Origin of the sequence: Stutzerimonas stutzeri (genome assembly GCF_002890915.1) — a bacterium.
Taxonomy (GTDB): Bacteria; Pseudomonadota; Gammaproteobacteria; order Pseudomonadales; family Pseudomonadaceae; genus Stutzerimonas; species Stutzerimonas stutzeri_AF.
Genome location: NZ_POUT01000002.1, coordinates 484,432 through 508,290, shown reverse-complemented (window position 1 = coordinate 508,290; position 23,859 = coordinate 484,432). Strand labels below are relative to the sequence as shown.

The window sequence follows — 23,859 nt, the reverse complement described above, 5'->3', positions numbered from 1 at the left end:
AACCAGGCATGCCTGAGAGCCGGAGCCTGGCGCTGAATCGATCCACATCCGTGAACAACAATAATTATTCGAGGTGTGTCATGAGAGCGGTCATACAAGCCCAACCGTCGTTCAACCAGGTGACCCGCAACACCATCGGCGATGCCCTGCAGCGCACCGCCCAGCAACGCAAGGCGCAAATCGCCCTGGAGTACCAGGACCGCAGCTGGAGCTACCAGGCGCTGGACCAGGCAGCCAACCGCGTGGCCAATCACCTGCTGGCAGCGGGCCTGGACAAGGGCGACCGGGTGGCGGCCTACGGCAAGAATTCCGACGCCTACCTGGTCCTCTGGCTGGCCTGTACCCGCGCAGGCCTGATTCATGTTCCGGTCAACTTCTCGCTGACCGAACGCGAGCTGGCCTATGTGCTCGACCAGTCGGGGGCCCGCGCGCTGTTTGCCGACGACAGCCTGAACGGGCTCGTCGACAGCGTCTGTGGTTCGCGGCAGCTGGCGTTTCGCGGCAGCCTGCACAGCGACGCCGCGGCCGCGGGCCGAAGCGACATCCTCGCCATCGCCAGCGGTTCCGGCTGCGCCCGGGCACCGGAGGTGGCAGTGTCCGAACACGATGTCGTGCAGATCCTCTATACCTCCGGCACCACCTCCGACCCCAAGGGTGCGATGCATACCCATCGCTCGCTGATGGCGGAGTATTTCAGTTGCCTGCTGCATCTGGACATCAAGGCCTCCGACCGCTGCCTGGCGGCGCTGCCGCTCTACCATTCGGCCCAGATGCACGTGTTCACCATGCCAGCGCTGCTGGCGGGCGCCTATAGCTGCCTGCTGGATACGCCAGCCCCCGAGGCGATTCTCCGGCTGCTGAAGGAGAAGCGACTGAACAGCTTTTTTGCACCGCCCACGGTCTGGATCGCCCTGCTACGCCACGAACGCTTCGTCGAAGCCGAGCTGCAGCATCTGCAGAAGCTCTACTACGGCGCCTCCATCATGCCCGAACCGATCGCCCGGGAACTGGGCGAGCGGCTACCGCTGTCGGGCCTCTACAACTGCTACGGGCAAAGCGAGATCGCCCCGCTGGCGACCGTGCTCTCCCCCCAGGAGCACAAGGAACGCCCGGCCTCCTGCGGGCGGCCCGTGATCAACGTGGAAACGCGGATCATCGATCCGCTGACGGGCGAAGACTGCCCACCAGGCGTACCGGGCGAGCTGGTGCACCGCTCGCCGCAGTTGATGACCGGCTACTGGGGCAAGCCGGACGAGACCGCCGAGGCCTTCGCCGGCGGCTGGTTCCACTCCGGCGACCTGGGCTATCGCGACGAACAGGGCTACATCTGGATCGTCGATCGCATCAAGGACATCGTCAATACCGGCGGCGTGCTGGTCGCCAGCCGCGACGTGGAAGAAGCGCTCTACAGTCATCCGCACGTCGCCGAAGTGGCGGTGATCGGCGTCCCCGACGAGAGATGGATCGAGGCGATCGCCGCGGTGGTGGTCCTGAAACAGGACGCCGCCGCGGACGCGGAGGCACTGCTTCGCCACGCCCGCGCCAGCCTGGCCCCCTTCAAGGTGCCGAAACAGGTGCACTTCGTGCAGCAGCTGCCAAAGAACTCCTCGGGCAAACTGCTCAAGCGAACCCTGCGCCAGCAGTTCGCCACGCCCATCTGAGCGGCAAACAGGAGGCGGCATGCAGCCGGACGCCAGCATTCGCATCGAGGATGAAGGACGGGTACGGATCCTGAGCCTGGATAATCCGGGGCGAAAGAATTCGTTGAACTGCAGGCTATACGAGGCCCTGGCAGCGGCGCTGGACGCGGCCGCGGCGGAGGATTCCGTGCGGGTGCTGGTCATCACCGGCGGCGCGCGGATGTTCTGCAGCGGCAACGACCTGGAGGACTTCGTCGAGCACCCGATCCGCGATGCCGGGCACCCGGCCTACCGCTTCATGCACCGCTTGAGCGCCTACGACAAACCCGTGGTGGCAGCAGTGGAAGGGCATGCGATAGGCATCGGCTGTACCCTGCTGCTGCACTGCGACCTGGTGTATACCGGACAGGGCGCGTTCTTCCAGTTGCCCTTCGTGGCGCTGGGAATCTGCCCGGAGTTCGGCTCGACCTTCGTGCTGCCAGCCCTGCTGGGACGCCAGCGCGCCGCTGAACTGCTGCTTCTGGGGGAGCGCTTCGACGCCGCGACGGCGGAATCCCTGGGCCTGCTCAACGAGCGAGTCGCCGATGGCAAGGCCTTGGAGCGGGCCCTGCAGGCCGCACGGAAACTGGCCGCGGCGCCACCGCAAGCGCTGCAGGCCACCAGGCGATTGCTGGGCAACGGCCGGTTCGCCGGCATGGAAATCGCCATGAAAGAGGAGCTCGAGGCGCTGATCGCCGCCCTGCGGGGCGACGAGCCTGCCCGCGCGCTCACTGCGTTCAAGCGGCAGCGGGCTGGTAGACCCTAGGGTTTGTTGCCGTTTCGTTCGCGGCCGTGCCGAGCCCATTTTTGCGCGGAGCAAGGCATGAGGAGAGAAGTTTGGTCATTCCAAATGAACGACGAATAACGCAGCGTCGCGCAAAAACGGGCCCGGCCCTTCGGGTTGCGCGGCAAATGGCGCCATGCGGCGTTGCGGGACTTGGCAAGGGAGCGACCATTGCCTGCGTCCCGCGCCTTGCCTGGCGCCATTTGACGCAGCAACGCGGCTCGCGACGAAACGGCAACAGACTCTAGACAGCCTCGTCTTCGGGCGAGGGGATATCGCCGTGGGCGATGCAGGAAGCCGCCGTGAACAGCACATCGGTGGACGAGTTCAGCGCCGTTTCCGCGGAATCCTGCACCACGCCGATGATGAAGCCCACCGCCACCACCTGCATCGCCAGGTCATTGGAGATACCGAACAGGCTGCACGCCAGCGGAATCAGCAGCAGCGACCCGCCGGCCACACCCGAGGCGCCACAGGCGCAGAGCGCGGCCAGCAGGCTGAGCAGGATCGCGGTCGGAACATCCACCTGGATGCCGAGCGTATGCACCGCCGCCAGCGTCAGCACGGTGATGGTGATCGCAGCGCCGCCCATGTTGATCGTCGCGCCCAGCGGGATCGAGACCGAGTAGGTGTCCTTGTGCAAACCCAGGCGCTGGCACAACTGCATGTTCACCGGAATGTTGGCCGCCGAACTGCGCGTGAAGAAGGCGGTGATACCGCTTTCGCGCAGGCAGGTGAACACCAGCGGGTACGGATTGCGCCGGATCTGCCAGTAGACGATCAACGGGTTCATCACCAGCGCCATGAACAGCATGCTGCCGACCAGCACCAGCAGCAGTTGCAGATAGCCCAGCAACACCTCGAACCCGGACTCGGCAAGCGTGCCCGCCACCAGGCCGAACACACCCAGCGGGGCGAAGCGGATCACCACCTTGACGATCAGCGTCACGCCCTCGGACAGATCGGCGATCAGGTGGCGGGTGGTCTCGTTGGCGTGACGAAACGCGAAGCCGAGGCCGATCGCCCAGGCCAGGATGCCGATGAAATTACCGTTGATCAGGGCGCGGACCGGATTGTCCACGATGCTGAAGAGCAGCGTCTGCAATACTGCCCCCACTCCCGAAGGCGGGGTGATATCGGCCGCCTCGCTGGCCAGCGTAAGACTGGTGGGAAACAGGAAACTGGCCACCACCGCCACCGCTGCGGCACTCAGCGTACCCAGCGCGTACAGCAGGATGATCGGCCGAATATGGGTCGGCTGGCCGCGCTTGTGATTGGCCAGCGAAGCGGTAACCAGCACGAAGACCAGTACCGGCGCGACGGCCTTCAGCGCCTGGACGAACAGATCGCCGAGCAGGCTCAGCGATTTCGCCGCCGGCGGGAAGGCCAGCGCGACGAGGCAGCCGGCAATGAGGCCGACGACAATCTGGAGGACCAGGCTGGTGCGGTTGAGAAATCGGAAAAGTCGGGTTGGCAGATCAGACATGGGCGCATCTCGGTGCGTTGAATAGGCCGGACGGCATCTTTCAGGCATGGCTATCCATTGCTGCCGCCCGTCCGCTAAAAAACGCCGGATGGTACGCCCCTCGGCGAAAGATGCCCAGCATTGCCGCCACCCTGCGACAGCGCAACGCGTCTCGAAGGCGCCGAGAACCCGGATCGGGCCCGGCAGATGGCGATACGCTGCCGGGCCCGTCGCGTCAGACGCGGAAGCGTGCCACCAGCGCGTTCAGGTCGACGGCCAGGCGGGCCAGTTCCTGACTCGCCGCGCTGGTCTGATTCGCCCCGGCGGAGGATTGCAGCGAAAGATCGCGGATATTGACCAGGTTGCGATCGACTTCGCGGGCAACCTGGGCCTGCTCCTCGGATGCGCTGGCAATGACCAGGTTGCGTTCGCTGATCCGGTTGATGGCGACGGCGATACCGTCCAGCGCCTCTCCGGCAGCGCGGGCGAGCTCCAGGGTGGTACGCGCGCGCTCATTGCTGACCTGCATGGCTTGCACCGCCTTGTCCGTCCCCAGATGGACACCGTCGATCATCTGTTCGATTTCCCGGGTGGACTGTTGGGTACGGTGCGCCAGCGCCCGCACCTCGTCGGCCACCACGGCGAAGCCGCGGCCGGCGTCCCCTGCCCTGGCCGCCTCGATGGCCGCATTGAGCGCCAGCAGGTTGGTCTGTTCGGCAATCGAGCGAATCACATCGAGCACTTTACTGATGTCGCGCACCTGTACGGCCAGTTGTTCGACCTCTGCTGCGGTGCTCGTCACGTCATCGGCCAGCGTACCGATCGAATCAACGGTGCGAATCACTTGCTGGCGACCGTGCTGGGCGGTGGCATCGGATTCACGCGAGGCCTCGGAAGTCGCCACGGCATTGCGCGCCACCTCGTCCACCGCCGCGGTCATCTCGTTGACTGCCGTTGCAGCCTGCTCGATCTCGTGGTTCTGCTGGTGCAGCCCACGGGTGGAGTCCTCGGTCACCGCGTTCAGTTCTTCGGCGGCGGAGGCCAGCTGGTTGGACGAGTCGGAAATCCCCTGGATGGTGCTGCGCAGGCTTTCCTGCATGGACTTGAGCGCCGCCAGCAGGCGCGTCGGCTCGTCCTTGCCGTCAACGACGAAATCGCCGGTCAGGTCGCCGCCGGCGATGCGCTCGGCCACGGTGACTGCCGTCCCCAGCGGGCCGACGATGCTGCGGGTGAACACCCAGGCAAGAATGACGGTAATGCCAGCCACCAGCGCCAGCGTCGCCACGACACCTTCAAATGCGGTGTCGTACTGCGCCGACGCGCGATCGGCAGCCCGGCCGGCCTCGTCATTGTTGATGCCCTGAAGTTCGCTCAGCGAGGCGGTCACGTTATCGGCATGCTGGTTGATCGCGCCGTTGATGATTGCCACGGCCTGTTCATGCTCACCGCGAAGCATGTGATCGGTGGTGCGCTGCTGCAGCGGCAGGTATTGCTCGAAGGCCTGCTTGAAGCGCTGATATGCCGCCTTCTCCTCCACAGTCGTCAGCAGCCTGGCGTACTGGGCATCGTGCTCGACCACCTCGGTTCGCAACTGCGTCAGGCGCTGTGCCATGCCCTGCAGCACTTGCGGGTCTCTGGCATGCGTCATGCGCAAGGTGAGCACGCGTATGCGCAGCACCGTGAGATTGAGGTCGCTGAGCGCCATGATGCTGGGCAACCAGTTCTCGTCGACCTCCCTGCTCTCCTTGCGCATGTTGCTCATCTGGTTCAGCGCGAACAGGCTGAGGAGCAGGACGAGCAGGCCGATCAGGCCGAAGCCCAGCGCGGAACGCTTACCGATGGTGAATGTGCGAATGAACATGGGACTACCTTCTCCATGAAAATGAAACAGCGTCACCGACCGTGACTTGCTTCGTTTATCGGGAGCTAGACCCGCCTGCTTGAATCCCGCTGTCAATTTACTGCGCTACTTGCCGCACTCTCCGACCAACGGTCGGCTGATCATCGCCCGGCGAAATGCCATTACGGGGCGTGCACCTGAAAGGTCTGCTCGAGCAGCTTGCGGTCCCCCTGGAAAACCATGAAATGCCACTCGCCGGGTACCATCTCGTGACGCTCGGTGAACTCGAACGCCATGACATCCTGCGGCGCGCCCGGTACCAGCTTCTGCAGCACCTCGAACTTGTCGTGGCGCTGACCATCCGGCGTCACCACGCCCGGCGTCAGGTAAAGCAGGGTCAGCGGCGTATCGCCTTCGCGCTTGCCGCTCAGGCTGTAACGCATGCCGAATTTGGTGCCGAGCCGGGCCGGAATGCGGCTGGTGGGCTCGATGCGCTGGTTGCTGCGGCTGAGAATCCGCTCGCCGGGTTGCAGCTCCTGCTGGGGGCTGACGAACAGGCCATGCTCCACGGGCCCTTCGACCGTCACATCCGCCGTCGCCATGCCAGCCAGCGCCATCAGGCCAGCCAGGGAAATCACACGAAACCGCTGCATGTCACGCTCCTGCATTGTGGGAACCGAAAGCCTATGACGCGGCGGTGACCGTCTGATGACAGCTCAGCGAACCTCGGCCTGGCGCTTGCGCGGCAGGATGGCGAGAAAGTTGTCCCGGGCCACCTGCCGGGCGACCTCTTCCGGCAGTGCGTCGAGGAACGGGGCGAAGGCCTGCATGCCTTCGGCCAGGCTGCCGAATCGCCCGACCACATCCGAGCCGAGCACGAAGCGCGTGGGGTGGCGCTCGACCAGCTTCAGCCAGTCGGCATCGGGCTCACCCTCCTTGTTCAGCAGATACGGCCGCAACATGGTCCAGGAGAGATCGATATACAGGTTCGGATAGTCATCCAGCAGGCGGCTCACCGTCGGCAGCAGGAAATCCAGCTTCTGCTGATGCCGATGCAGCTCCATGCTGGTCCCGGCATGCGCCCAGATGAAGCGGGTATGTGGGTGATTGCGCAGCGGCTCTTCGAGCTCGACCAGATACAGCGGATTGCGCTCGCGCTTGGAGGTGATGTTGGAGTGCAGCATGACCGGCAGGTCGAATTCCGCGGCCAGGTGATAGACGCGGGCCAACGCCTCGTTATTGGCTCGCGGCGTGTCGCCTTCGGTCAGCGCGGTGACGTCGTCATGCCGGGTGAAGATCTCGCCCAGCCCCTGCCAGAGGCCGGGATGCAGCTCCAGCATGCGCCGGATATGGGCATCGGCATTCTTGTCGTTGGGGTTGAAACCGGAGAGAAACGGATGGAAGCGCGTGCGCTGCTGCTCGTCGAGCTCCTCCAGGGCCGCCGCGACCAGCACGTCGGTGGCGCTGTACCAGTACACCGGCGCATCGTCACCCGCGTAGTAGCGTGGACGCTTGGGTTCGTTCTCGTGCCATTTTTTCGCCACGGGGATTCCGCTGATCATCACGTGCTCGATATTCCCGGCGTCCATCGCTTCGAGCAGCTCGTGCATGCCGTCGGTTTCCTGGAAAAAATCCACGTAGTGCAGATGCGCATCGCTGTAGCGGTAATCGCGGGCCTCGGCTACCGCGAGGGGGGCCAGCAGAACAAACGCGGTGACCCAGAATCGAGAAATGAACAACTGACGGTCCTCCTGACAAGCCAAGCGAGTAGACCCCCGCCGGAACCGACCGTTCAGCTTCGTTGGCCGGACAGGCACGCACGCTGGTCTTCGCTACGCGCACCCATATACCCCATACCGTATTTGACAAAGGTCAAGGCTCGTCCGGCGGCATGACACTAGTATCGCCACAACGCTGCCGCGCATCGGCGGCCCTTCAGCATCGGAAAGGACGAAACGCATGGCAATGAAAACCATCAGCGCGCGTGGCCAGATGAATGCGGGCATGGCCATCGAGGTGGAGTGTGGCAGCCATCGCCTGATCATGGATCAGCCGAAGAATGCAGCCGGCCAGGACCTTGGCCCGACCCCGTTGGAAGCCATCATGGCCGCCGTGGCCGGCTGCTTCGGCACCATCGGCCGCATCATCGCCCACCAGCAGAAGATCGAACTGCGCGGCATGCACTTCGAGATCGAAGCCGACTACGATCCGGCCGGCCTGCTCGGCCGCGACCCCGAGGCACGTCCCGGCTTCCACGAGCTGCGGGTGAAGGTGGAGATCGACGCCGACCTGGACCAGGCCGGCAAGCAGGCCCTGCTCAAGCAGATCGAACAGCGCTGCCCGGTGGCCGACAACCTCACCCACGGCACCCGCTTCGTCAGCCAACTGCTTTGAGGGGAATCCGAAAGCTTGAAGCCTTAAAGCATCGCCCCGGGGGCGGGCCTCCCACGAAAGCAGGCGGTGCACCCCGGAGCTTGTAGGCGCGCCCTCGCGGCGAGGCAGGCCGCAGGCCTGCCAGAAAGCCAAAGGCCCGTCCGGGTCGTCATTCACTCACATGAACGACTTTCCGGGACGGGCCTTCTCGTTTACCGCTATCGAATCAGGCGGAGAGCTCGACCAGCAGTTTGTTCAGCCGCTGCACATAGGCGGCCGGGTCCTTGAGGCTGTCGCCGGCGGCCAGGGCCGCCTGGTCGAAGAGGATGTGCGACAGATCGGCGAAACGGTCCTCGTCCGGCTCGGCATCCAGCTTCTCGATCAACGGGTGCTGCGGGTTGATCTCGAAGATAGGCTTGGACTCCGGCACCTTCTGCCCGCTGGCCTCGAGGATCTGGCGCATCTGCAGGCCAAGGTCCTGCTCGCCGATGGCGAGGATCGCCGGCGAGTCGGTCAGACGGTGGGAAACCCGAACCTCGGCGACTTCCTCGCCCAGCGCACCCTTGAGGCGCTCGATCAGCCCTTCCTTGGCCTTGGCGATTTCCTCCTGGGCCTTCTTGTCCTCTTCCGAGTCCAGCTTGCCCAGGTCCAGGTCGCCGCGAGCGACGTCGACGAACTGCTTGCCGTCGAACTCGGTGAGATAGCTCATCAGCCACTCGTCGATGCGATCGGTGAGCAGCAGCACCTCGATGCCCTTCTTGCGGAACACCTCCAGGTGCGGACTGTTCTTGACCTGCGCATGGCTTTCGCCGGTGAGGTAGTAGATCTTGTCCTGCCCTTCCTTCACCCGGCCCAGGTAATCGGCCAGGGACACCGACTGCTCGCCCGAAGCGTCGCTGGTGGAGGCGAAGCGCAGCAGGCCGGCGATCTTCTCCTTGTTGGCAAAATCTTCCGCCGGGCCTTCCTTGAGCACCTGACCGAACTGCGCCCAGAAGTTCTTGTAGTCTTCCGGCTTGTCCTTGGCCAGCTTCTCCAGCATGTCCAGCACACGCTTGGTCAGCGCCGACTTCATCGAGTCGATGACCGGGTCTTTCTGCAGGATCTCGCGGGAAACGTTGAGCGACAGGTCGTTGGAGTCCACCACGCCCTTGATGAAGCGCAGGTACAACGGCAGGAACTCGTCGGCCTGGTCCATGATGAACACGCGCTGCACGTAGAGCTTCAGGCCCTTGGGCGCCTCGCGGTGGTAGAGATCGAACGGCGCGCGGCCGGGCACGTAGAGCAGCGAGGTGTACTCCAGCTTGCCCTCGACCTTGTTGTGGCTCCAGGACAGCGGATTCTCGAAGTCATGCGCGACGTGCTTGTAGAACTCCTGGTATTCCTCGTCCTTGATCTCGCTGCGCGGACGGGTCCATAGCGCGCTGGCGCGGTTGACGGTTTCCCACTCCGGCTCGGCGGGCTTGTCCTTCTCCTCACCATGGAATTCCTTCGGCAGTTCAATCGGCAGCGCGATGTGGTCGGAGTACTTCTTGACGATGTTGCGCAAGCGCCAACCATCGGCGAATTCCTCTTCGCCCTTCTTCAGGTGCAGGACGATGCGCGTGCCGCGCTCGGGCTTGTCGGCGGTGGCGACTTCGAACTCGCCCTCGCCCTTCGACGACCAGTGCACGCCTTCGCTGGCCGGCGTACCGGCACGGCGGCTGTACACGTCGACCTTGTCGGCGACGATGAAGGCGGAGTAGAAGCCGACACCGAACTGGCCGATCAGGTGCGAATCCTTCTTCTGGTCGCCGGAGAGGTTCTTCAGGAAGTCGGCGGTGCCGGACTTGGCGATGGTGCCCAGATGCGCGATCACGTCGTCGCGGTTCATGCCGATGCCGTTATCTTCGAGGGTGACGGTCTTGGCGTCCTTGTCGAAGCTGAGGCGAATCTTCAGCTCGGCGCCGCCCTCGAGCAGCTCCGGCTTGGCCAGGGCTTCGAAGCGCAGCTTGTCGGCGGCATCGGAGGCGTTGGAAATCAGCTCGCGAAGAAAGATTTCCTTGTTCGAGTACAGCGAATGGATCATCAGGTGAAGCAGCTGCTTCACTTCGGTCTGGAAGCCCAGGGTTTCTTTTTGAGTCTCCACACTCATCGTCTACGAACTCCACATCATCTCAATGGCAAGGACCGCGGCTGCGGCGATGTCTGGCAGATGGGGGCTCGAGGGGGGATTTCAAGGGGGCCGACGCGAAACGGCGCCGGCCGGAACGGTCAGGGCTCCATCAGCTCGAGCAGGACGATCTCCGCCGGCGTCAGGTTGTAGGTCGCCTCCCCCGGGCCCTGGATGACCCGCCTGATGATCAGGTGGCCCTCACTGTCGATACCGGCGAAACGCCCTTCGGCGACGCCGCCGCGCTCGGTATGCGCGCGTACCCGCAGGTGTTCGTAGCGCGCGGGATTGCGCAACAGCCGCGCCATGGAAAAGCGCAGCCGGCGGTCGACGCCGCTCGCTGGAGCCGCGGCGACCTGCGGAGGCTCGGCGACGCTATCGGTCTTTCTCGGCTCGCTCTGCGCTGCCGGCAATGCAGGATAGTCGTCACCCCTGACGTACCAGCCCTGCTCGTTCTTGCCCAGCTGCAGCGCAAAGGCCTGCGCCTGGCCCTTGACCGTCGCCTGCACCTCGAGCGCGAGCTCGTTGGCCGGCAGAACCACGGCCGGCAGCGACTGCAACTCCACATCGGGGCTGGCATGGCGGCGCTGCAGATAGTTCGTGACCACGTAGGCGATGGTGTCGCGCGAGTCATGCCGGCGGTCGACCTGGCCGTTCCGGTAGCGCAGCCGGTCGCTGAACAGCTCGACATCACCGTTGAGGCTGGTCCGGTACTGGGGAGGCAGCACCAGATGAAAATCCCCCTTCAGCCTGTTCGGCGGCTCTGGCAGCAAGTCGAGATGAAGGGTGTAGCCGCGATCCAGCCGGCGCGTTTCGGGCAGTTCCTGTTCGGGCCCCAACCAGGCGATCTCGACCTCGGGCAGCGCCCCGACATCATCGGGCAGCACATCCAGGCGCAAGGCGCCTTCGACCGGCTCGGGCAAGCGGATGGTGACCTCCTGGCGGGCGAAGAAGCCCTGGCCCTCACGCAGCGTCAGCACGCCGTTGATGAACTCGCCCTGTTGCGGCTTGAAGGTGCGACCGTTGAGCTGTCCGCGCAGGCCGATGCTCAGCTCCGGCTGCACCTGGGCAGGCAGCCAGCGCAGGCTGAATATCGCCGCCAGGCGATCCGCATCGCGGTTGGCCAGTAGCGACAACCCGACCACCAGGGGAATGAAGCCCAGGCCGGAAAGAACCATCGCCTTGCGCGCCACGCGCCAGTGGCGGAACACGAAAGCCAGGGTGATCGGCGGTAGCAGGCTGCCCAGCCCCCACAGCAGGCTCGTGGCAAACGCCTGGCTGATCAACCAGATGACGCCGGCGAGAAGCAGCAGCAAGCCGCCGAGTATCAACAGTGCTTCCATTCGGGTTCCTTGACGCGATTCGCACGAGGGTGACCGCCGTGCCGCGGCGCACCTTTCGGGACGAATGCCTCAGGGCTCGTCGATCTTGAAGTGGCAGCGGGCGGTGGCGATGGGTTCTGCCTGACGGGTCTGCCAGGCGGTGATCGCCACATTGGCGACACGACGACCCTGGCGCCAGACCTGGCAGGCAGCGAAGGTGTCACGATAGTGACCGGCACGCAGATAATCTATCGAGAAGTCGATGATTTTGGGCAAATGTGGCGCGCCCATGAACATCAGCAGATGCAGCATCGCCGCATGCTCCATGAAGCCGGCGATGACGCCGCCATGAATGGCCGGCAGCGGGTTGCCGATGTTGTCCTCGTTCTGCGGCAGGCGGAACACCATCTCGTCGCCGAGACGCAGGCACTCGATGCCGATCAGCCGGGCGTACGGCACCAGCCTGATCAGCGGATCGTAGTCGTTGCTGGCATGCGCCTGCTGCACCAGGGCGCTGAGGTCGAGGCCGTTCATACCGCGCCCTCCTTGCCCAGCCCGCCCTGGGCGGCCTTGCCCATGCGCATGAAGGTGCCGACCACATGGGCGATGGGCTCGTTGATGTCGTGCTGGTAGGCCACGCCACGGGTGAAGATCACGGTAGGCGTAACCCGGTAGCACTCGGCAAAACCGAAGATGTCATGGCCAGGCTCGGCCGGGTGCATGTAGTCGATGCGCAGATCCAGCGTCGGGCACACTTCCAGCTCCGGCAGGGCGCACGCGGTGGAGATGCCGCACGTGGTGTCCATCAGCGTGGTGATCGCGCCACCATGAATGCCTCCGGTCTCGGGGTTGCCGACGATCTTCTCGCCGTAGGGCAGACGCAGGGTGAGCCCACGGCTATCGGCGTGTTCGACGCGCAGCCCGAGCACCTGGCAATGCCGCAGGAAGGATAGGAAGCGCTGGGTGCGCTCGAGTATCTGGCTATCGCTCATTCGAGCCCTCGGAAGTTGGATCGAGCCGGGCATGATACCGCCTTGCCATGCCCCGCCCTATTCCTTGGGCGCCTCGGCAGGTGAAGTTGGCGTGAATACCATCACCTCGAGCACGTCCGAATGGAATTCGCGGCGGTAGAGGATCAAAACCACGCCGGCGGTGACGACCATGAAGAACCACGGATGGATGAACCAGGCCAGTGTCGCCATGCCGAAATAATAAGCACGCAGGCCGAAGTTGAACTGGTTGGCTGCCATGGAAACCACCCGTGCCGCGCGCTCGCCGAAAGCCTTGCGCTCCTGATCGCTGACATTTCGCTCCCCCACCATCGGCGCCGAGGCCACCAGTACGGCGGCGAAGTTGTACTGGCGCATGCACCAGCTGAAAGTGAAGAAGGCATAGACGAAGACGACGGCCAGGCAGAGCAGCTTGATCTCCGACAGCCCACGGCTGGCCGGCTGTACGAAGGGCAGATCGGCCAGCAGGGAAACCGCACGGTCGGACGCCCCCAGCACGGTCAGGATGCCGGCAAGGATGATCAACGTGCTGGAGGCGAAGAACGAGGCGTTGCGCTCCAGGTTGCCGATCACATTGGCGTCGGCGATACGGTTGTCGCGCAGCAGCAGGCGTTGCATCCAGTCCTGCCGGTACAGGTGCAGCACGCTGGCCAGGCAGGCGGTATCGCGCCCGCGCCAGCTCGCATAGCGTGTATAGCCCGCCCAGCAGGCAATGAACCAGACGACGGCGATCAGATGCGGCAGGGTTTGACTGGAAAACGTCATGGGGCGTCCTCGAAAACTGCACGGAATTATAGCCAGCACCGCTCTCGCACAGTGAAACATACTGCCTGGCAGTACCACCGCCTCGAAAAGCGGAGGGCTCCGCGCACGCTCCATAGGGTGCAAGCGCATGGGCAAGAGCCGCATAGCGCTTTGCGTAGGAGCCAGCTTGCTGGCGATCGGCGCCATGCGCCGCCGCTGTTCGCCCGCAGCAGGCTCCTACAACGGTGCGAACAGGGTAAGCCGCGTCATGCCCAGCAGACGCGTGGGGAAGCCCACCCCATGAAAGGCTGCTCTGCTTCTAGCGCTCCAGGGCGGGGCGACCGAGCATGCGATCAGCGGCGATAGCCAGCAGCAACATCACCAGCACCGGCAGCAGCCAACCCATGCTTTGATCCGCGAACGGCAGTTGGGTGAACAGTTCCGGCACCCAGCCGCTGAGTCCCGCGGCGGCCAGCCCATCGGCGACGCCGAAGATCAAGGTGATCGCCATGACCGGCACGAACACGCGCGACGACGACAGCCAGAAGCGGTCGAGCAGGCTCAGCGCCACCAGCACGATCGCCAGCGGATACAAGCCCACCAGTACCGGCACCGATACGCTGATCAGCTGCGTCAGCCCCTGGTTCGCCACCAGCAGGCTGAACAAGGCGAAAACGATCACCACCGTGCGATAGGAAACCGGCAGCAACCCGCTGAAGAACTCCCCGCACGCCGTGGTCAGACCCACGGCGGTGGTCAGGCAGGCCAGCGTGATCACCACGGCCAGCAACAGACTGCCGGGCGTGCCGAAGGTGTGTTGCACATACGTCGTCAGGATCTGGACGCCATTCTCGGCGCCAGCCGCAATGCCCTGGCTGGTGGCACCGAGATAGAACAAGGCCAGGTAGACCAGCGACAGGCCAATCGCCGCGATCACTCCAGCGACCATCGAATAGCGGGTCACCAGCGCCGGCTCGTCCACGCCCCGATCACGGATGGCGGTCGCGATGACGATCCCGAAAACCAGCGCACCAAGGGTATCCATGGTCAGGTAGCCTTCGAGAAACCCCTTGATCAGGGGCGCATTGCGATACCCGTCGGCGGTGGCACCTACCTCGCCAGCCGGCGCGAAGATCGCGGCACCACCGAGCACCAGTAGCGCGGCCAGCAGCACCGGGGTGATGAACTTGCCGATGCGGTTGACCAGTTGCCCGGGATTCAGGACCAGGAACAGCATGGCCGCGAAGAACACCAGCGTGTAGACGAACAGCGGCATATCGGCATTGCCGCTGAAGGGCGCGATGCCCATCTCGAAGGAGACGACGGCGGTTCGCGGCGTGGCGAACAGGGGCCCGATGGCCAGGTAGACCGCAACCGCGAGCAAGGTGCCGGCAATCTTGCCGAGCGGCGCCGTGAGCCGGTCCATGCCGCCGCCGACCCGGGCCAGTGCCACCACCGTCAGCAAGGGCAGGCCGACGCCGGTGAGCAGGAAGCCGAATGCCGCGCGCCAGATGAACTCGCCCGCGGCCATGCCGGCGCTAGGCGGGAAGATGATATTGCCGGCGCCGAGAAACAGCGCAAACGTCATGAAGCCAAGGGCCAGCAGGTCAAAACCTTTCAAACGATTCATGCAGAAAAAACTACCAGAGCAAATGACGGCGTCGCCAACGCGATGCGCACCGCAACCGCGGTGCGTCAGCATTTCATGACGGCCTGAGGATGGAGATACGGGTTTCCTTCGGGATAAGGGGAAACGTCATTCAGCCGGTTGGGCCGAATCCTCTTGCACGCCGCCGCTCTTGTGGAGCGAACAAACGTATGAATGAAGCATGGCAATGATGCCATGGTGCGGTCATCGATGCCGCTCAGATCGTCGGCATCGCCCGCGAAAAGCATCGTTCCGCAGAATGATTGCAGACTGAAGCCTGAAGCCTGAAGCCCAAAAGCATCGCCCCGAGGTCGGGCCTCCCACAAAAGCAGCAGGCGCCGTGCAGAACCTCTATGGGAGGCGCGCCCTCGCGGCGATGCAGGCCGAAGGCCTGCCTGAAGCCTGAAGCCCAAAAGCATCGCCCCGAGGTCGGGCCTCCCACAAAATCAGCAGGCGCCGTGAAGAACCTCAGTGGGAGGCGCGCCCTCGCGGCGATGCAGGCCGAAGGCCTGCCTGAAGCCTGAAGCCCAAAAGCATCGCCCCGAGGTCGGGCCTCCCACAAAATCAGCAGGCGCCGTGCAGAACCTCAGTGGGAGGCGCGCCCTCGCGGCGATGCAGGCCGAAGGCCTGCCTGAAGCCTGAAGCCTGAAGCCCAAAAGCATCGCCCCGAGGTCGGGCCTCCCACAAAAGCAGCAGGCGCCGTGAAGAACCTCTGTGGGAGGCGCGCCCTCGCGGCGATGCAGGCCGAAGGCCTGCTCGAAAAGCCCGGGAACATCCCCGGGCCTTTGCCGAAAGCCGATCAGGCCTTCTTCATGTCCCAGCCCGTCAGTTCCGCAAGCGCCTTGCCGATATCGGCAAGCGAGCGCACGGTCTTCACCCCGGCATCCTGCAGGGCGGCGAACTTCTCTTCGGCCGTGCCCTTGCCGCCGGAAATGATGGCGCCAGCATGGCCCATCCGCTTGCCCGCCGGCGCGGTGACGCCGGCGATGTAGGAAACCACCGGCTTGGTGACGTTGGCCTTGATGAAGGCAGCGGCCTCCTCTTCGGCCGAGCCGCCGATCTCGCCGATCATGACGATCGCCTCGGTCTGCGGATCATCCTGGAACAGCTGGAGGATATCGATGAAGGTCGAGCCGGGAATCGGATCGCCACCGATACCGACACAGGTCGACTGGCCGAAACCGGCATCGGTGGTCTGCTTCACGGCCTCGTAGGTCAGCGTGCCGGAACGCGAGACGATACCGACCTTGCCCGGCTGGTGGATGTGCCCGGGCTGGATGCCGATCTTGCATTCGCCGGGCGTGATCACGCCCGGGCAGTTCGGCCCGATCAGGCGCACGCCCAGCTCGTCGCACTTGATCTTCACCTCCAGCATGTCCAGCGTCGGGATACCTTCGGTAATGCAGACGATCAGCTTGATGCCGCCGAAGGCCGCTTCGAGGATGGAGTCCTTGCAGAACGGCGCCGGCACGTAGATGACCGAGGCGTCGGCTCCGGTGGCTTCCACGGCTTCCTTGACGGTGTTGAACACCGGCAGGCCGAGGTGCAGGGTACCGCCCTTGCCCGGCGTCACGCCGCCGACCATCTGGGTGCCGTAGGCGATCGCCTGTTCGGAGTGGAAAGTGCCCTGCGAGCCAGTGAAGCCCTGGCAGATGACCTTGGTGTCCTTGTTGATCAATACGCTCATTACTTGCCCTCCGCGGCTTTGACAACCTGAATGGCCGCATCGGTCAGGCTGTTCGCACCGATGATGTTCAGACCGCTCTCACTCAGCATCTTGGCGCCCAGGTCGGCATTGTTGCCTTCCAGCCGCACCACCACCGGCACCTTGACGCCTACTTCGCGCACGGCGCCGATGATGCCCTCGGCGATCATGTCGCAACGCACGATGCCACCGAAGATATTCACCAGCACCGCCGCGACGTTGCTGTCCGAGAGGATGATCTTGAAGGCTTCGGTGACCCGCTCCTCGGTCGCGCCACCGCCGACGTCGAGGAAGTTGGCCGGCTTGCCGCCGTGCAGGTTGACGATGTCCATGGTGCCCATGGCCAGGCCGGCGCCATTGACCATGCAGCCGATGTTGCCGTCGAGCGCCACGTAGTTGAGCTCCCACTTGGCCGCATGGGCCTCGCGCGGGTCGTCCTGGGACGGGTCGGCCATGTCGCGCAGCTTGGGCTGGCGGTAGATGGCGTTGCTGTCGATGTTGATCTTGGCATCCAGGCAATGCAGGTTGCCGTCCTTCTTGATCACCAGCGGGTTCACCTCGAGCAGCGCCAGGTCGTAGTCCTGGAACAGCTGGGCCAGGCCGACGAAGATGTGCACGAACTGCTTGATCTGATCGCCCTTGAGGCCGAGCTGGAATGCCAGCTCACGCGCCTGGAACGGCTGTGCGCCGACCAGCGGGTCGATAGTGGCCTTGAGGATCTTTTCCGGGGTGTCGTGGGCGACCTTCTCGATGTCCACGCCACCTTCGGTGGAGGCCATGAACACGATACGGCGGCTGGCGCGATCGACCACGGCGCCCAGATAGAACTCCTTGTCGATATCCGTGCAGGCCTCGACGAGAATCTTGCTGACCGGCTGACCGTTGGCATCGGTCTGATAGGTCACCAGACGCTTGTCCAGCCACTGCTGGGCGAATGCCCGCGCCTCATCCTTGCTGCGAACCAGCTTGACACCGCCGGCCTTGCCGCGCCCGCCGGCATGCACCTGGGCCTTGACCACCCATTCGGTGCCGCCAATCTTGTCGCAGGCTTCCGCCGCCTCCTTCGGACTGTCCACGGCGTAGCCCTTGGAGACGGGCAGGCCGTATTCAGCGAACAGTTGTTTACCTTGGTACTCGTGAAGATTCATGCTTTCTACCGTCTGGTTTGGTATTGGCGCATTACGGTACGACGAGGCGTCGTACCTCCCTCACAAGTCGCTGAAAACTATCCACGATAATCACGATACCTCTCAGCGACCTGCAATCCTTTTCGAATCTGCAGTTTGCAAAAGGCCCGGCGTATCCGCGGATACGTCGGGCCTGGGTGCAGCATGAAAAACCGTCAGCGCTTCTTGCGGTTGGCGATGTGGATGGCGTGGCCATTCACCGCCAGAGCGGCTTCATGCAGCGCTTCGGACATGGTCGGATGCGAGAACACCATCATGCCCAGGTCCTCGGCACTGGTGCCGAATTCCATGCCGATGGCGCCCTGCTGAACCAGCTCGGCTGCGCTCGGGCCCATTACATGCACACCCAGCACGCGATCGGTCTTGGCATCGGCGATGACCTTGACCAGACCGGCGGTGTCGTTGGCTGCCATGGCCCGGCCGCTGGCGGCGAACGGGAAGGTACCGACATTGACTTCGACACCTTCGGCCTTCAACGCCTGCTCGGACTTGCCGACCCATGCGATTTCCGGGTGAGTGTAGATGACCGACGGAATCAGGTCATAGTTCATTTGGGTCTTGTGGCCGGCGATACGCTCGGCAACCATCACGCCCTCTTCCGAGGCCTTGTGAGCCAGCATCGCACCACGCACCACGTCGCCGATGGCGTAGACGCCCGGAACGCTGGTGGCACAGTAGTCGTCGACGAAGATGAAGCCACGCTCGTCCATGTCGACGCCGGCGTCGGCTGCCAGCAGATCGGTGGTCACCGGGCGGCGGCCAACGGCCACGATCAGCTTGTCGAAAGTCATCTGCTGCTCGCCGTCGGCACTGGTGAAGCTGACGGTGACCTGGTCACCCTTCACTTCCGAACCGGTCAGGCGGGCACCCAGGAGGATCTTCAGGCCCTGCTTGGAGAGAACCTTGAAGGCTTCCTTGGCGATCTGCTCGTCAGCGGCCGGCAGGAACTTGTCCATGGCCTCGATGACGGTGACTTCGGCACCCAGGCGTGCCCAGACCGAGCCCAGCTCGAGACCGATGACGCCAGCGCCGATGACGCCGAGCTTGCCCGGAACGCTCTGGAAGTCCAGTGCGCCGGTGGAATCGACGATGACCTTCTGATCCACCGGAGCCGGCGGAATGTTCACCGGGGTGGAACCGGAAGCCAGGATGACGTTCTCGGTAGCCAGGGTCTGGACATTGCCGTCCAGGCCGGTGACTTCGACCTGCTTGCCGGCCAGCAGCTTGCCGTGACCTTCGAAGACGGTCACGCCATTGGCCTTCATCAGCGCGGCGACGCCGCCGGTGAGGTTCCTGACGATCTGGTCCTTGCGAGCGACCATGGTCGGAACGTCCATGGCGACTTCGCCAGTGCTGATGCCGTGGACCTTGAAGCTCTCGTGGGCTTCGTGGAACTTGTAGGAGCTGTCCAGCAGCGCCTTGGACGGAATGCAACCGACGTTCAGGCAGGTACCGCCCAGTGCGGTCTTGCCGTCCTTGCCCTGATACTTCTCGATGCAGGCGGTTTTCAGACCCAGCTGGGCAGCACGGATGGCGGCCACATAGCCGCCAGGGCCGGCACCGATGACGATGACGTCGAATTTCTGGCTCATTACGAATCCTCTTTAAGCAAAGCCACAAGCTACAAGCCGCAAGCTACAAGCCTTGGAGCTGCGATCACTTGCAGCTCGAGACTTGCAGCGTGCAGCTGCTTTCTTAGATGTCCAGCAGCAGACGAGCCGGGTCTTCCAGCAGGTCCTTCATGGTAACCAGGAAGGTCACAGCTTCCTTGCCGTCGATCAAGCGATGGTCATAGGACAGCGCCAGGTACATCATCGGCAGGATGACCACTTGACCATTAACGGCCATCGGGCGTTCCTGAATCTTGTGCATGCCGAGAATGGCGGTCTGCGGCGGGTTGACGATCGGAGTCGACAGCAGCGAACCGAACACGCCACCGTTGGAGATGGTGAAGGTACCGCCGGTCATTTCTTCGATGGTCAGCTTGCCGGCCTTGGCCTTCTTGCCGAACTCGTTGATGCCACCCTCGATTTCAGCCAGGGTCATGTGCTCGGCGTTGCGCAGCACCGGAACCACCAGGCCACGGTCGCTGGATACGGCGACACCGATATCCTGGTAGCCGTGGTAGACGATGTCGTTGCCATCGATCGAAGCGTTCACGCCCGGCTGGCGCTTGAGCGCTTCGACCGCGGCCTTGACGAAGAAGGACATGAAGCCCAGGCGCACGCCATTGTGGGTCTTCTCGAACAGCTCCTTGTACTTCGCACGCAGCTCCATGATCGGCTTCATGTTGACTTCGTTGAAGGTAGTCAGCATGGCCATGGAGGACTGGGCTTCGACCAGGCGTTCGGCAACCTTGGCACGCAGGCGGGTCATCGGCACGCGCTTCTCGACACGGTCGCCCTCGGCGAAGATCGGGGCGGCGGCAGCCGGAGCGGCAGGCTTGGCAGCGGCGGCGGGAGCGGACTTCTTGGCTTCGATGGCGGCGACCACGTCTTCCTTGGTCACGCGGCCATCCTTGCCGGTGCCGGCGATGCTGTTCGGGTCGATGCCGTTCTCTTCGGCCAGCTTGCGGGCAGCCGGGGCCAGGATCGGCTCTTCACCGGCGGCAGCCGGAGCGGCAGCGGCAGGAGCAGCGGCCTGCGCCGGAGCAGCTGCGGCCTGGGCAGGAGCTGCAGCGGCAGTGGCGCCGGCTTCCAGCTTGCCGAGCAGCTCGCCGCTCAGCACGGTATCGCCTTCGTTCTTGACGATCTCGGTGAGCACGCCGTCTGCTTCGGCGAGCACTTCCATGACCACCTTGTCGGTTTCGATGTCGACGATCAGCTCATCACGCTTGACCGCGTCGCCCGGCTGCTTGTGCCAGGTGGCGACGGTGCCGTCGGCGACCGATTCCGGGAAGGTAGGGGCTTTGATCTCGATAGCCATTATTCAGGGGTCCTATTTGATTCGGTTTCTACGTCGAGGCCGCGAATGTCGCGGCCTCTTGCACGAGCGGATTAAACGGTGAAGGCGTCCTGCAGCAGTTTTTCCTGCTGCTCGGCATGCATGGAGGCATAACCGACAGCCGGGGCTGCGGAAGCATCGCGGCCCGCGTACTGAAGGAAGAGCTCCTTCTTGTGCGCGGTGGCGACACGACGCATGTGGTGCTGGCTGCAGTACCAGGCGCCCTGGTTCATCGGCTCTTCCTGACACCAGACGATGTGCTTGAGGTTCTGGTAAGGCGCGAGCGCCTCGGCCAGGTCCTCTTCCGGGAACGGATAGAGCTGTTCGATGCGCACGATGGCGATATCTTCACGCCCCTCGTTGCGACGCTTGTCCAGCAGGTCATAGTAGACCTTGCCGCTGCACATGATGACGCGCTCGACCTTCGCCGGATCGATCGGATCGATTTCCGGGATGACGGTCTGGAAGGAACCTTGGGTCAGTTCTTCCAGGGTCGAGATAGCCAGCTTGTGACGCAGCAGCGACTTCGGCGTCAGCGCGACCAGCGGCTTGCGCAGCGGGCGAATCGCCTGGCGACGCAGCATGTGGTAGACCTGCGCCGGGGTGGTCGGCACGCAAACCTGGATGTTGTGCTCGGCGCACAGTTGCAGGTAGCGCTCCAGACGCGCGGACGAGTGCTCCGGCCCCTGCCCTTCATAACCATGCGGCAGCAGCATGGTCAGGCCGCACAGGCGACCCCACTTGTGCTCACCGCTGGTGATGAACTGGTCGATCACCACCTGGGCGCCGTTGGCGAAGTCGCCGAACTGCGCTTCCCACACCACGAGGGCGTTCGGGGTGGTGGTGGCATAGCCGTATTCGAATGCCAGAACCGCTTCCTCGGAGAGGAAGGAGTCGTACAGGTCGAAGCGCGGCTGACCTTCGTACAGGTGCTGCAGCGGAATGTAGGTGCTGCCGTCCTTCTGGTTGTGCAGCGCGGCATGGCGATGCGAGAAGGTGCCGCGACCGACGTCCTGACCGGAAATGCGTACCGGATGGCCTTCGAACAGCAGGGTCGCGTAGGCCATGGTTTCCGCGTAGCCCCAGTTGATGGCCAGCGCACCCGCGCCCATCTTCTGGCGGTCTTCGAGGATCTTGGAAACCTGGCGCTGGACCACGAAGCCTTCCGGGGTCTGCAGCAGCTTGCTGGACAGGTCCTGCAGGGTCTTCAGATCGAAGCTGGTGTCGTGACGCGCGGTCCAGGCATGGCCCAGGTACGGACGCCAGTCGACGAAGAGCTCCTTGTTCGGCTCCTTGACCAGGCTCTTGACCACGTGCAGGCCGTTGTCGAGCGCGGTACGGTACTCGTCGACCTTCGCCTGCACGCGCTCGTTGTCCAGCACACTGGTCTGGATCAGCGAGTCGGCATACAGCTCACGGGTGGTGCGCTGCTTGGCGATCTTCTGGTACATCAGCGGCTGGGTGCCGCTCGGCTCGTCCGCTTCGTTGTGGCCACGACGGCGGTAGCAGATCAGGTCGAGGACGATGTCGCGCTTGAACTGCATGCGATAGTCGACGGCGAGCTGGGTGACGAACAGCACGGCCTCGGGATCGTCTGCGTTCACGTGGAAGATCGGCGCCTGGATCATCTTCGCCACGTCGGTCGCGTACTCGGTGGAGCGCGCATCTTCCTGCTTGTTGGTGGTGAAGCCGACCTGGTTGTTGACCACGATGCGGATGGTGCCGCCGGTCCGATAGGCACGGGTCTGCGACATCTGGAAGGTTTCCATGACCACGCCCTGGCCAGCGACAGCGGCGTCGCCGTGGATGGTCACCGGCAGGACCTTGTCGCCAATCGCATCGCAACGGCGATCCTGGCGGGCGCGCACCGACCCCTCGACCACCGGGGAAACGATTTCCAGGTGTGACGGGTTGAACGCCATGGCCAGGTGGATTTCGCCGCCAGGGGTCATCACGTTGGAGGAGAAGCCCTGGTGGTACTTGACGTCACCGGAGCTCAGGCCTTCGACCTTCTTGCCTTCGAACTCGTCGAACAGGTCGCGCGGGTTCTTGCCGAACGTATTGACCAGCACGTTCAGACGGCCACGGTGGGCCATGCCGATGACGATTTCCTTGGTGCCGTAGGAGCCGGAACGCTGGATGATCTCGTCGAGCATAGGAATCAGGCTTTCGCCGCCTTCCAGACCGAAGCGCTTGGTGCCCGGGTACTTGGTGCCCAGGTACTTTTCCAGGCCCTCGGCTGCGGTGAGGCGCTCGAGCAGGTGACTCTTGATTTCCGGCGAGAACTCGGGGCGACCGCGAACGCTTTCCAAGCGCTGGATGAACCAGCTGCGCTGCTCGGAATCGACGATGTGCATGTACTCGGCGCCGATGGTGCGGCAATACGTTTCTTGCAGTGCCTGCACGATTTCGCGCAGAGTGGCCTGACCGTTGACCATGGCCAGGTCGCCGGTGCGGAACACGGTGTCGAGATCAGCGTCGGTCAGACCGTAGTTGTTGATCGCCAGATCGGCGGGGACGGGGCGTTGCTGCAGGCCGAGCGGATCGAGCTGTGCGGCCTGATGGCCACGCACGCGGTAGGCCTGGATCAGACGCAGGACTTCGATCTGTTTCTTTTCATGCTCGCTGCTGACGCTTCCTGCGGACACAGGTTGCGCGCGACGCTGGTTCTTGGCCAGCAGGACGAAGTGGTCGCGAATCGTCGAGTGCGACACATCGGCTGAAGCGCTGCCACCGGAAGGCAACTTCTGGAAATAAGTGCGCCACTCTTCGGGCACAGCGTTGGGATCGTGCAGGTAGAGCTCATAAAGCTCTTCCACATAGGCAGCGTTACCACCGGATAGGTGGGCACTGTCCCACATGCGCTGCATTACGCTTTCTTGCATGTCTGGTCACCTTCGATAAGGAGACACCACCAGCGTGGAAACCGCAGCATGACTTCCCAAGTTCTGAAGCAGCGACTCAGGTAAAGCCACTACGGACCGCGCAGATAGTTTCCGGGCACAACCCG

At 63.8% G+C, this 23,859-nt stretch carries 18 protein-coding genes; 3 read left to right on the top strand and 15 right to left on the bottom strand.

Annotation, left to right across the window (positions count from 1 at the left end; all coding sequences use genetic code 11):
• Positions 1 to 80 precede the first annotated feature (80 nt).
• Both CXK94_RS06165 and CXK94_RS06160 read left to right on the top strand, forming a co-directional pair.
• Entirely contained in the window at positions 81 to 1,661 is a 1,581-nt protein-coding gene (locus tag CXK94_RS06165; protein ID WP_102893644.1) for a fatty acyl-CoA synthetase, read from the top strand.
• Between the two features lie 19 nt (positions 1,662 to 1,680).
• Complete coding sequence (locus CXK94_RS06160) at positions 1,681 to 2,445, top strand: enoyl-CoA hydratase-related protein (protein WP_102893643.1); 765 nt, start codon at positions 1,681 to 1,683, stop codon at positions 2,443 to 2,445.
• Positions 2,446 to 2,707: 262 nt separating this feature from the next.
• Here CXK94_RS06160 and sstT read toward each other — a convergent pair whose 3' ends face one another.
• The 4 genes from sstT to CXK94_RS06140 all read right to left on the bottom strand — a co-directional run bounded on the left by sstT (position 2,708) and on the right by CXK94_RS06140 (position 7,378).
• The gene (gene sstT / locus CXK94_RS06155) at positions 2,708 to 3,949 is read right to left on the bottom strand and encodes a serine/threonine transporter SstT (protein ID WP_102893642.1); all 1,242 of its coding nucleotides are present in this window, start codon (positions 3,947 to 3,949) and stop codon (positions 2,708 to 2,710) included.
• A 214-nt stretch (positions 3,950 to 4,163) separates the two neighbouring features.
• Entirely contained in the window at positions 4,164 to 5,789 is a 1,626-nt protein-coding gene (locus tag CXK94_RS06150) for a methyl-accepting chemotaxis protein (RefSeq protein ID WP_102893641.1), read from the bottom strand.
• Positions 5,790 to 5,950: 161 nt separating this feature from the next.
• On the bottom strand, positions 5,951 to 6,421 hold the full coding sequence (locus CXK94_RS06145) for a DUF3859 domain-containing protein (RefSeq protein WP_102893640.1): 471 nt from the start codon (positions 6,419 to 6,421) through the stop codon (positions 5,951 to 5,953).
• A 63-nt stretch (positions 6,422 to 6,484) separates the two neighbouring features.
• The gene (locus tag CXK94_RS06140) at positions 6,485 to 7,378 is read right to left on the bottom strand and encodes an amidohydrolase family protein (protein WP_258005942.1); all 894 of its coding nucleotides are present in this window, start codon (positions 7,376 to 7,378) and stop codon (positions 6,485 to 6,487) included.
• 349 nt (positions 7,379 to 7,727) lie between these two features.
• Between CXK94_RS06140 and CXK94_RS06135 the strand changes: the two genes are divergently transcribed.
• Positions 7,728 to 8,162: an OsmC family protein gene (locus tag CXK94_RS06135; RefSeq protein ID WP_102893638.1), complete on the top strand. Its 435-nt coding sequence runs from the start codon at positions 7,728 to 7,730 to the stop codon at positions 8,160 to 8,162.
• Between the two features lie 205 nt (positions 8,163 to 8,367).
• Here CXK94_RS06135 and htpG read toward each other — a convergent pair whose 3' ends face one another.
• The 11 genes from htpG to CXK94_RS06080 form a co-directional block, all read right to left on the bottom strand.
• Complete coding sequence (gene htpG, locus CXK94_RS06130; RefSeq protein ID WP_102893637.1) at positions 8,368 to 10,272, bottom strand: molecular chaperone HtpG; 1,905 nt, start codon at positions 10,270 to 10,272, stop codon at positions 8,368 to 8,370.
• A 119-nt stretch (positions 10,273 to 10,391) separates the two neighbouring features.
• The gene (locus tag CXK94_RS06125; RefSeq protein WP_102893636.1) at positions 10,392 to 11,633 is read right to left on the bottom strand and encodes an MFS transporter; all 1,242 of its coding nucleotides are present in this window, start codon (positions 11,631 to 11,633) and stop codon (positions 10,392 to 10,394) included.
• Between the two features lie 69 nt (positions 11,634 to 11,702).
• Positions 11,703 to 12,146: a PaaI family thioesterase gene (locus CXK94_RS06120; RefSeq protein ID WP_102893635.1), complete on the bottom strand. Its 444-nt coding sequence runs from the start codon at positions 12,144 to 12,146 to the stop codon at positions 11,703 to 11,705.
• Positions 12,143 to 12,604 (bottom strand): PaaI family thioesterase, encoded by a 462-nt coding sequence (locus CXK94_RS06115; RefSeq protein ID WP_102893634.1) that lies wholly within the window; start codon positions 12,602 to 12,604, stop codon positions 12,143 to 12,145. The genes CXK94_RS06120 and CXK94_RS06115 overlap by 4 nt, the downstream gene beginning before the upstream one ends.
• Before the next feature lie 57 nt (positions 12,605 to 12,661).
• Positions 12,662 to 13,387: a DUF599 domain-containing protein gene (locus CXK94_RS06110; protein WP_102893633.1), complete on the bottom strand. Its 726-nt coding sequence runs from the start codon at positions 13,385 to 13,387 to the stop codon at positions 12,662 to 12,664.
• 298 nt (positions 13,388 to 13,685) lie between these two features.
• Positions 13,686 to 14,996, bottom strand: a complete 1,311-nt coding sequence (gene brnQ, locus CXK94_RS06105) for a branched-chain amino acid transport system II carrier protein (RefSeq protein ID WP_102893801.1) — start codon at positions 14,994 to 14,996, stop codon at positions 13,686 to 13,688.
• A gap of 817 nt (positions 14,997 to 15,813) precedes the next feature.
• Positions 15,814 to 16,701 carry a succinate--CoA ligase subunit alpha gene (gene sucD / locus CXK94_RS06100; RefSeq protein ID WP_037043951.1) on the bottom strand — a complete coding sequence of 296 codons (888 nt, stop codon included), beginning with the start codon at positions 16,699 to 16,701 and terminating at the stop codon, positions 15,814 to 15,816.
• The gene (gene sucC, locus CXK94_RS06095; RefSeq protein WP_102893632.1) at positions 16,701 to 17,867 is read right to left on the bottom strand and encodes an ADP-forming succinate--CoA ligase subunit beta; all 1,167 of its coding nucleotides are present in this window, start codon (positions 17,865 to 17,867) and stop codon (positions 16,701 to 16,703) included. The genes sucD and sucC overlap by 1 nt, the downstream gene beginning before the upstream one ends.
• Positions 17,868 to 18,061: 194 nt before the next feature.
• A complete protein-coding gene (lpdA, locus tag CXK94_RS06090) occupies positions 18,062 to 19,498 on the bottom strand; it encodes a dihydrolipoyl dehydrogenase (RefSeq protein WP_102893631.1) in 1,437 nt (478 codons plus the stop codon).
• 103 nt (positions 19,499 to 19,601) lie between these two features.
• On the bottom strand, positions 19,602 to 20,831 hold the full coding sequence (gene odhB, locus CXK94_RS06085) for a 2-oxoglutarate dehydrogenase complex dihydrolipoyllysine-residue succinyltransferase (RefSeq protein WP_037043960.1): 1,230 nt from the start codon (positions 20,829 to 20,831) through the stop codon (positions 19,602 to 19,604).
• Between the two features lie 71 nt (positions 20,832 to 20,902).
• The gene (locus tag CXK94_RS06080; RefSeq protein ID WP_037043963.1) at positions 20,903 to 23,734 is read right to left on the bottom strand and encodes a 2-oxoglutarate dehydrogenase E1 component; all 2,832 of its coding nucleotides are present in this window, start codon (positions 23,732 to 23,734) and stop codon (positions 20,903 to 20,905) included.
• Positions 23,735 to 23,859 lie beyond the last annotated feature (125 nt).

Excerpts from the sequence above, each read along its gene's own strand:
- CXK94_RS06165 (WP_102893644.1), top strand. The coding sequence starts at position 81 with ATGAGAGCGGTCATACAAGCCCAACCGTCGTTCAACCAGGTGACCCGC.
- CXK94_RS06160 (WP_102893643.1), top strand. The coding sequence starts at position 1,681 with ATGCAGCCGGACGCCAGCATTCGCATCGAGGATGAAGGACGGGTACGG.
- sstT (WP_102893642.1), bottom strand. The coding sequence starts at position 3,949 with ATGTCTGATCTGCCAACCCGACTTTTCCGATTTCTCAACCGCACCAGC.
- CXK94_RS06150 (WP_102893641.1), bottom strand. The coding sequence starts at position 5,789 with ATGTTCATTCGCACATTCACCATCGGTAAGCGTTCCGCGCTGGGCTTC.
- CXK94_RS06145 (WP_102893640.1), bottom strand. The coding sequence starts at position 6,421 with ATGCAGCGGTTTCGTGTGATTTCCCTGGCTGGCCTGATGGCGCTGGCT.
- CXK94_RS06140 (WP_258005942.1), bottom strand. The coding sequence starts at position 7,378 with ATGCACGAGCTGCTCGAAGCGATGGACGCCGGGAATATCGAGCACGTG.
- CXK94_RS06135 (WP_102893638.1), top strand. The coding sequence starts at position 7,728 with ATGGCAATGAAAACCATCAGCGCGCGTGGCCAGATGAATGCGGGCATG.
- htpG (WP_102893637.1), bottom strand. The coding sequence starts at position 10,272 with ATGAGTGTGGAGACTCAAAAAGAAACCCTGGGCTTCCAGACCGAAGTG.
- CXK94_RS06125 (WP_102893636.1), bottom strand. The coding sequence starts at position 11,633 with ATGGAAGCACTGTTGATACTCGGCGGCTTGCTGCTGCTTCTCGCCGGC.
- CXK94_RS06120 (WP_102893635.1), bottom strand. The coding sequence starts at position 12,146 with ATGAACGGCCTCGACCTCAGCGCCCTGGTGCAGCAGGCGCATGCCAGC.
- CXK94_RS06115 (WP_102893634.1), bottom strand. The coding sequence starts at position 12,604 with ATGAGCGATAGCCAGATACTCGAGCGCACCCAGCGCTTCCTATCCTTC.
- CXK94_RS06110 (WP_102893633.1), bottom strand. The coding sequence starts at position 13,387 with ATGACGTTTTCCAGTCAAACCCTGCCGCATCTGATCGCCGTCGTCTGG.
- brnQ (WP_102893801.1), bottom strand. The coding sequence starts at position 14,996 with ATGAATCGTTTGAAAGGTTTTGACCTGCTGGCCCTTGGCTTCATGACG.
- sucD (WP_037043951.1), bottom strand. The coding sequence starts at position 16,701 with ATGAGCGTATTGATCAACAAGGACACCAAGGTCATCTGCCAGGGCTTC.
- sucC (WP_102893632.1), bottom strand. The coding sequence starts at position 17,867 with ATGAATCTTCACGAGTACCAAGGTAAACAACTGTTCGCTGAATACGGC.
- lpdA (WP_102893631.1), bottom strand. The coding sequence starts at position 19,498 with ATGAGCCAGAAATTCGACGTCATCGTCATCGGTGCCGGCCCTGGCGGC.
- odhB (WP_037043960.1), bottom strand. The coding sequence starts at position 20,831 with ATGGCTATCGAGATCAAAGCCCCTACCTTCCCGGAATCGGTCGCCGAC.
- CXK94_RS06080 (WP_037043963.1), bottom strand. The coding sequence starts at position 23,734 with ATGCAAGAAAGCGTAATGCAGCGCATGTGGGACAGTGCCCACCTATCC.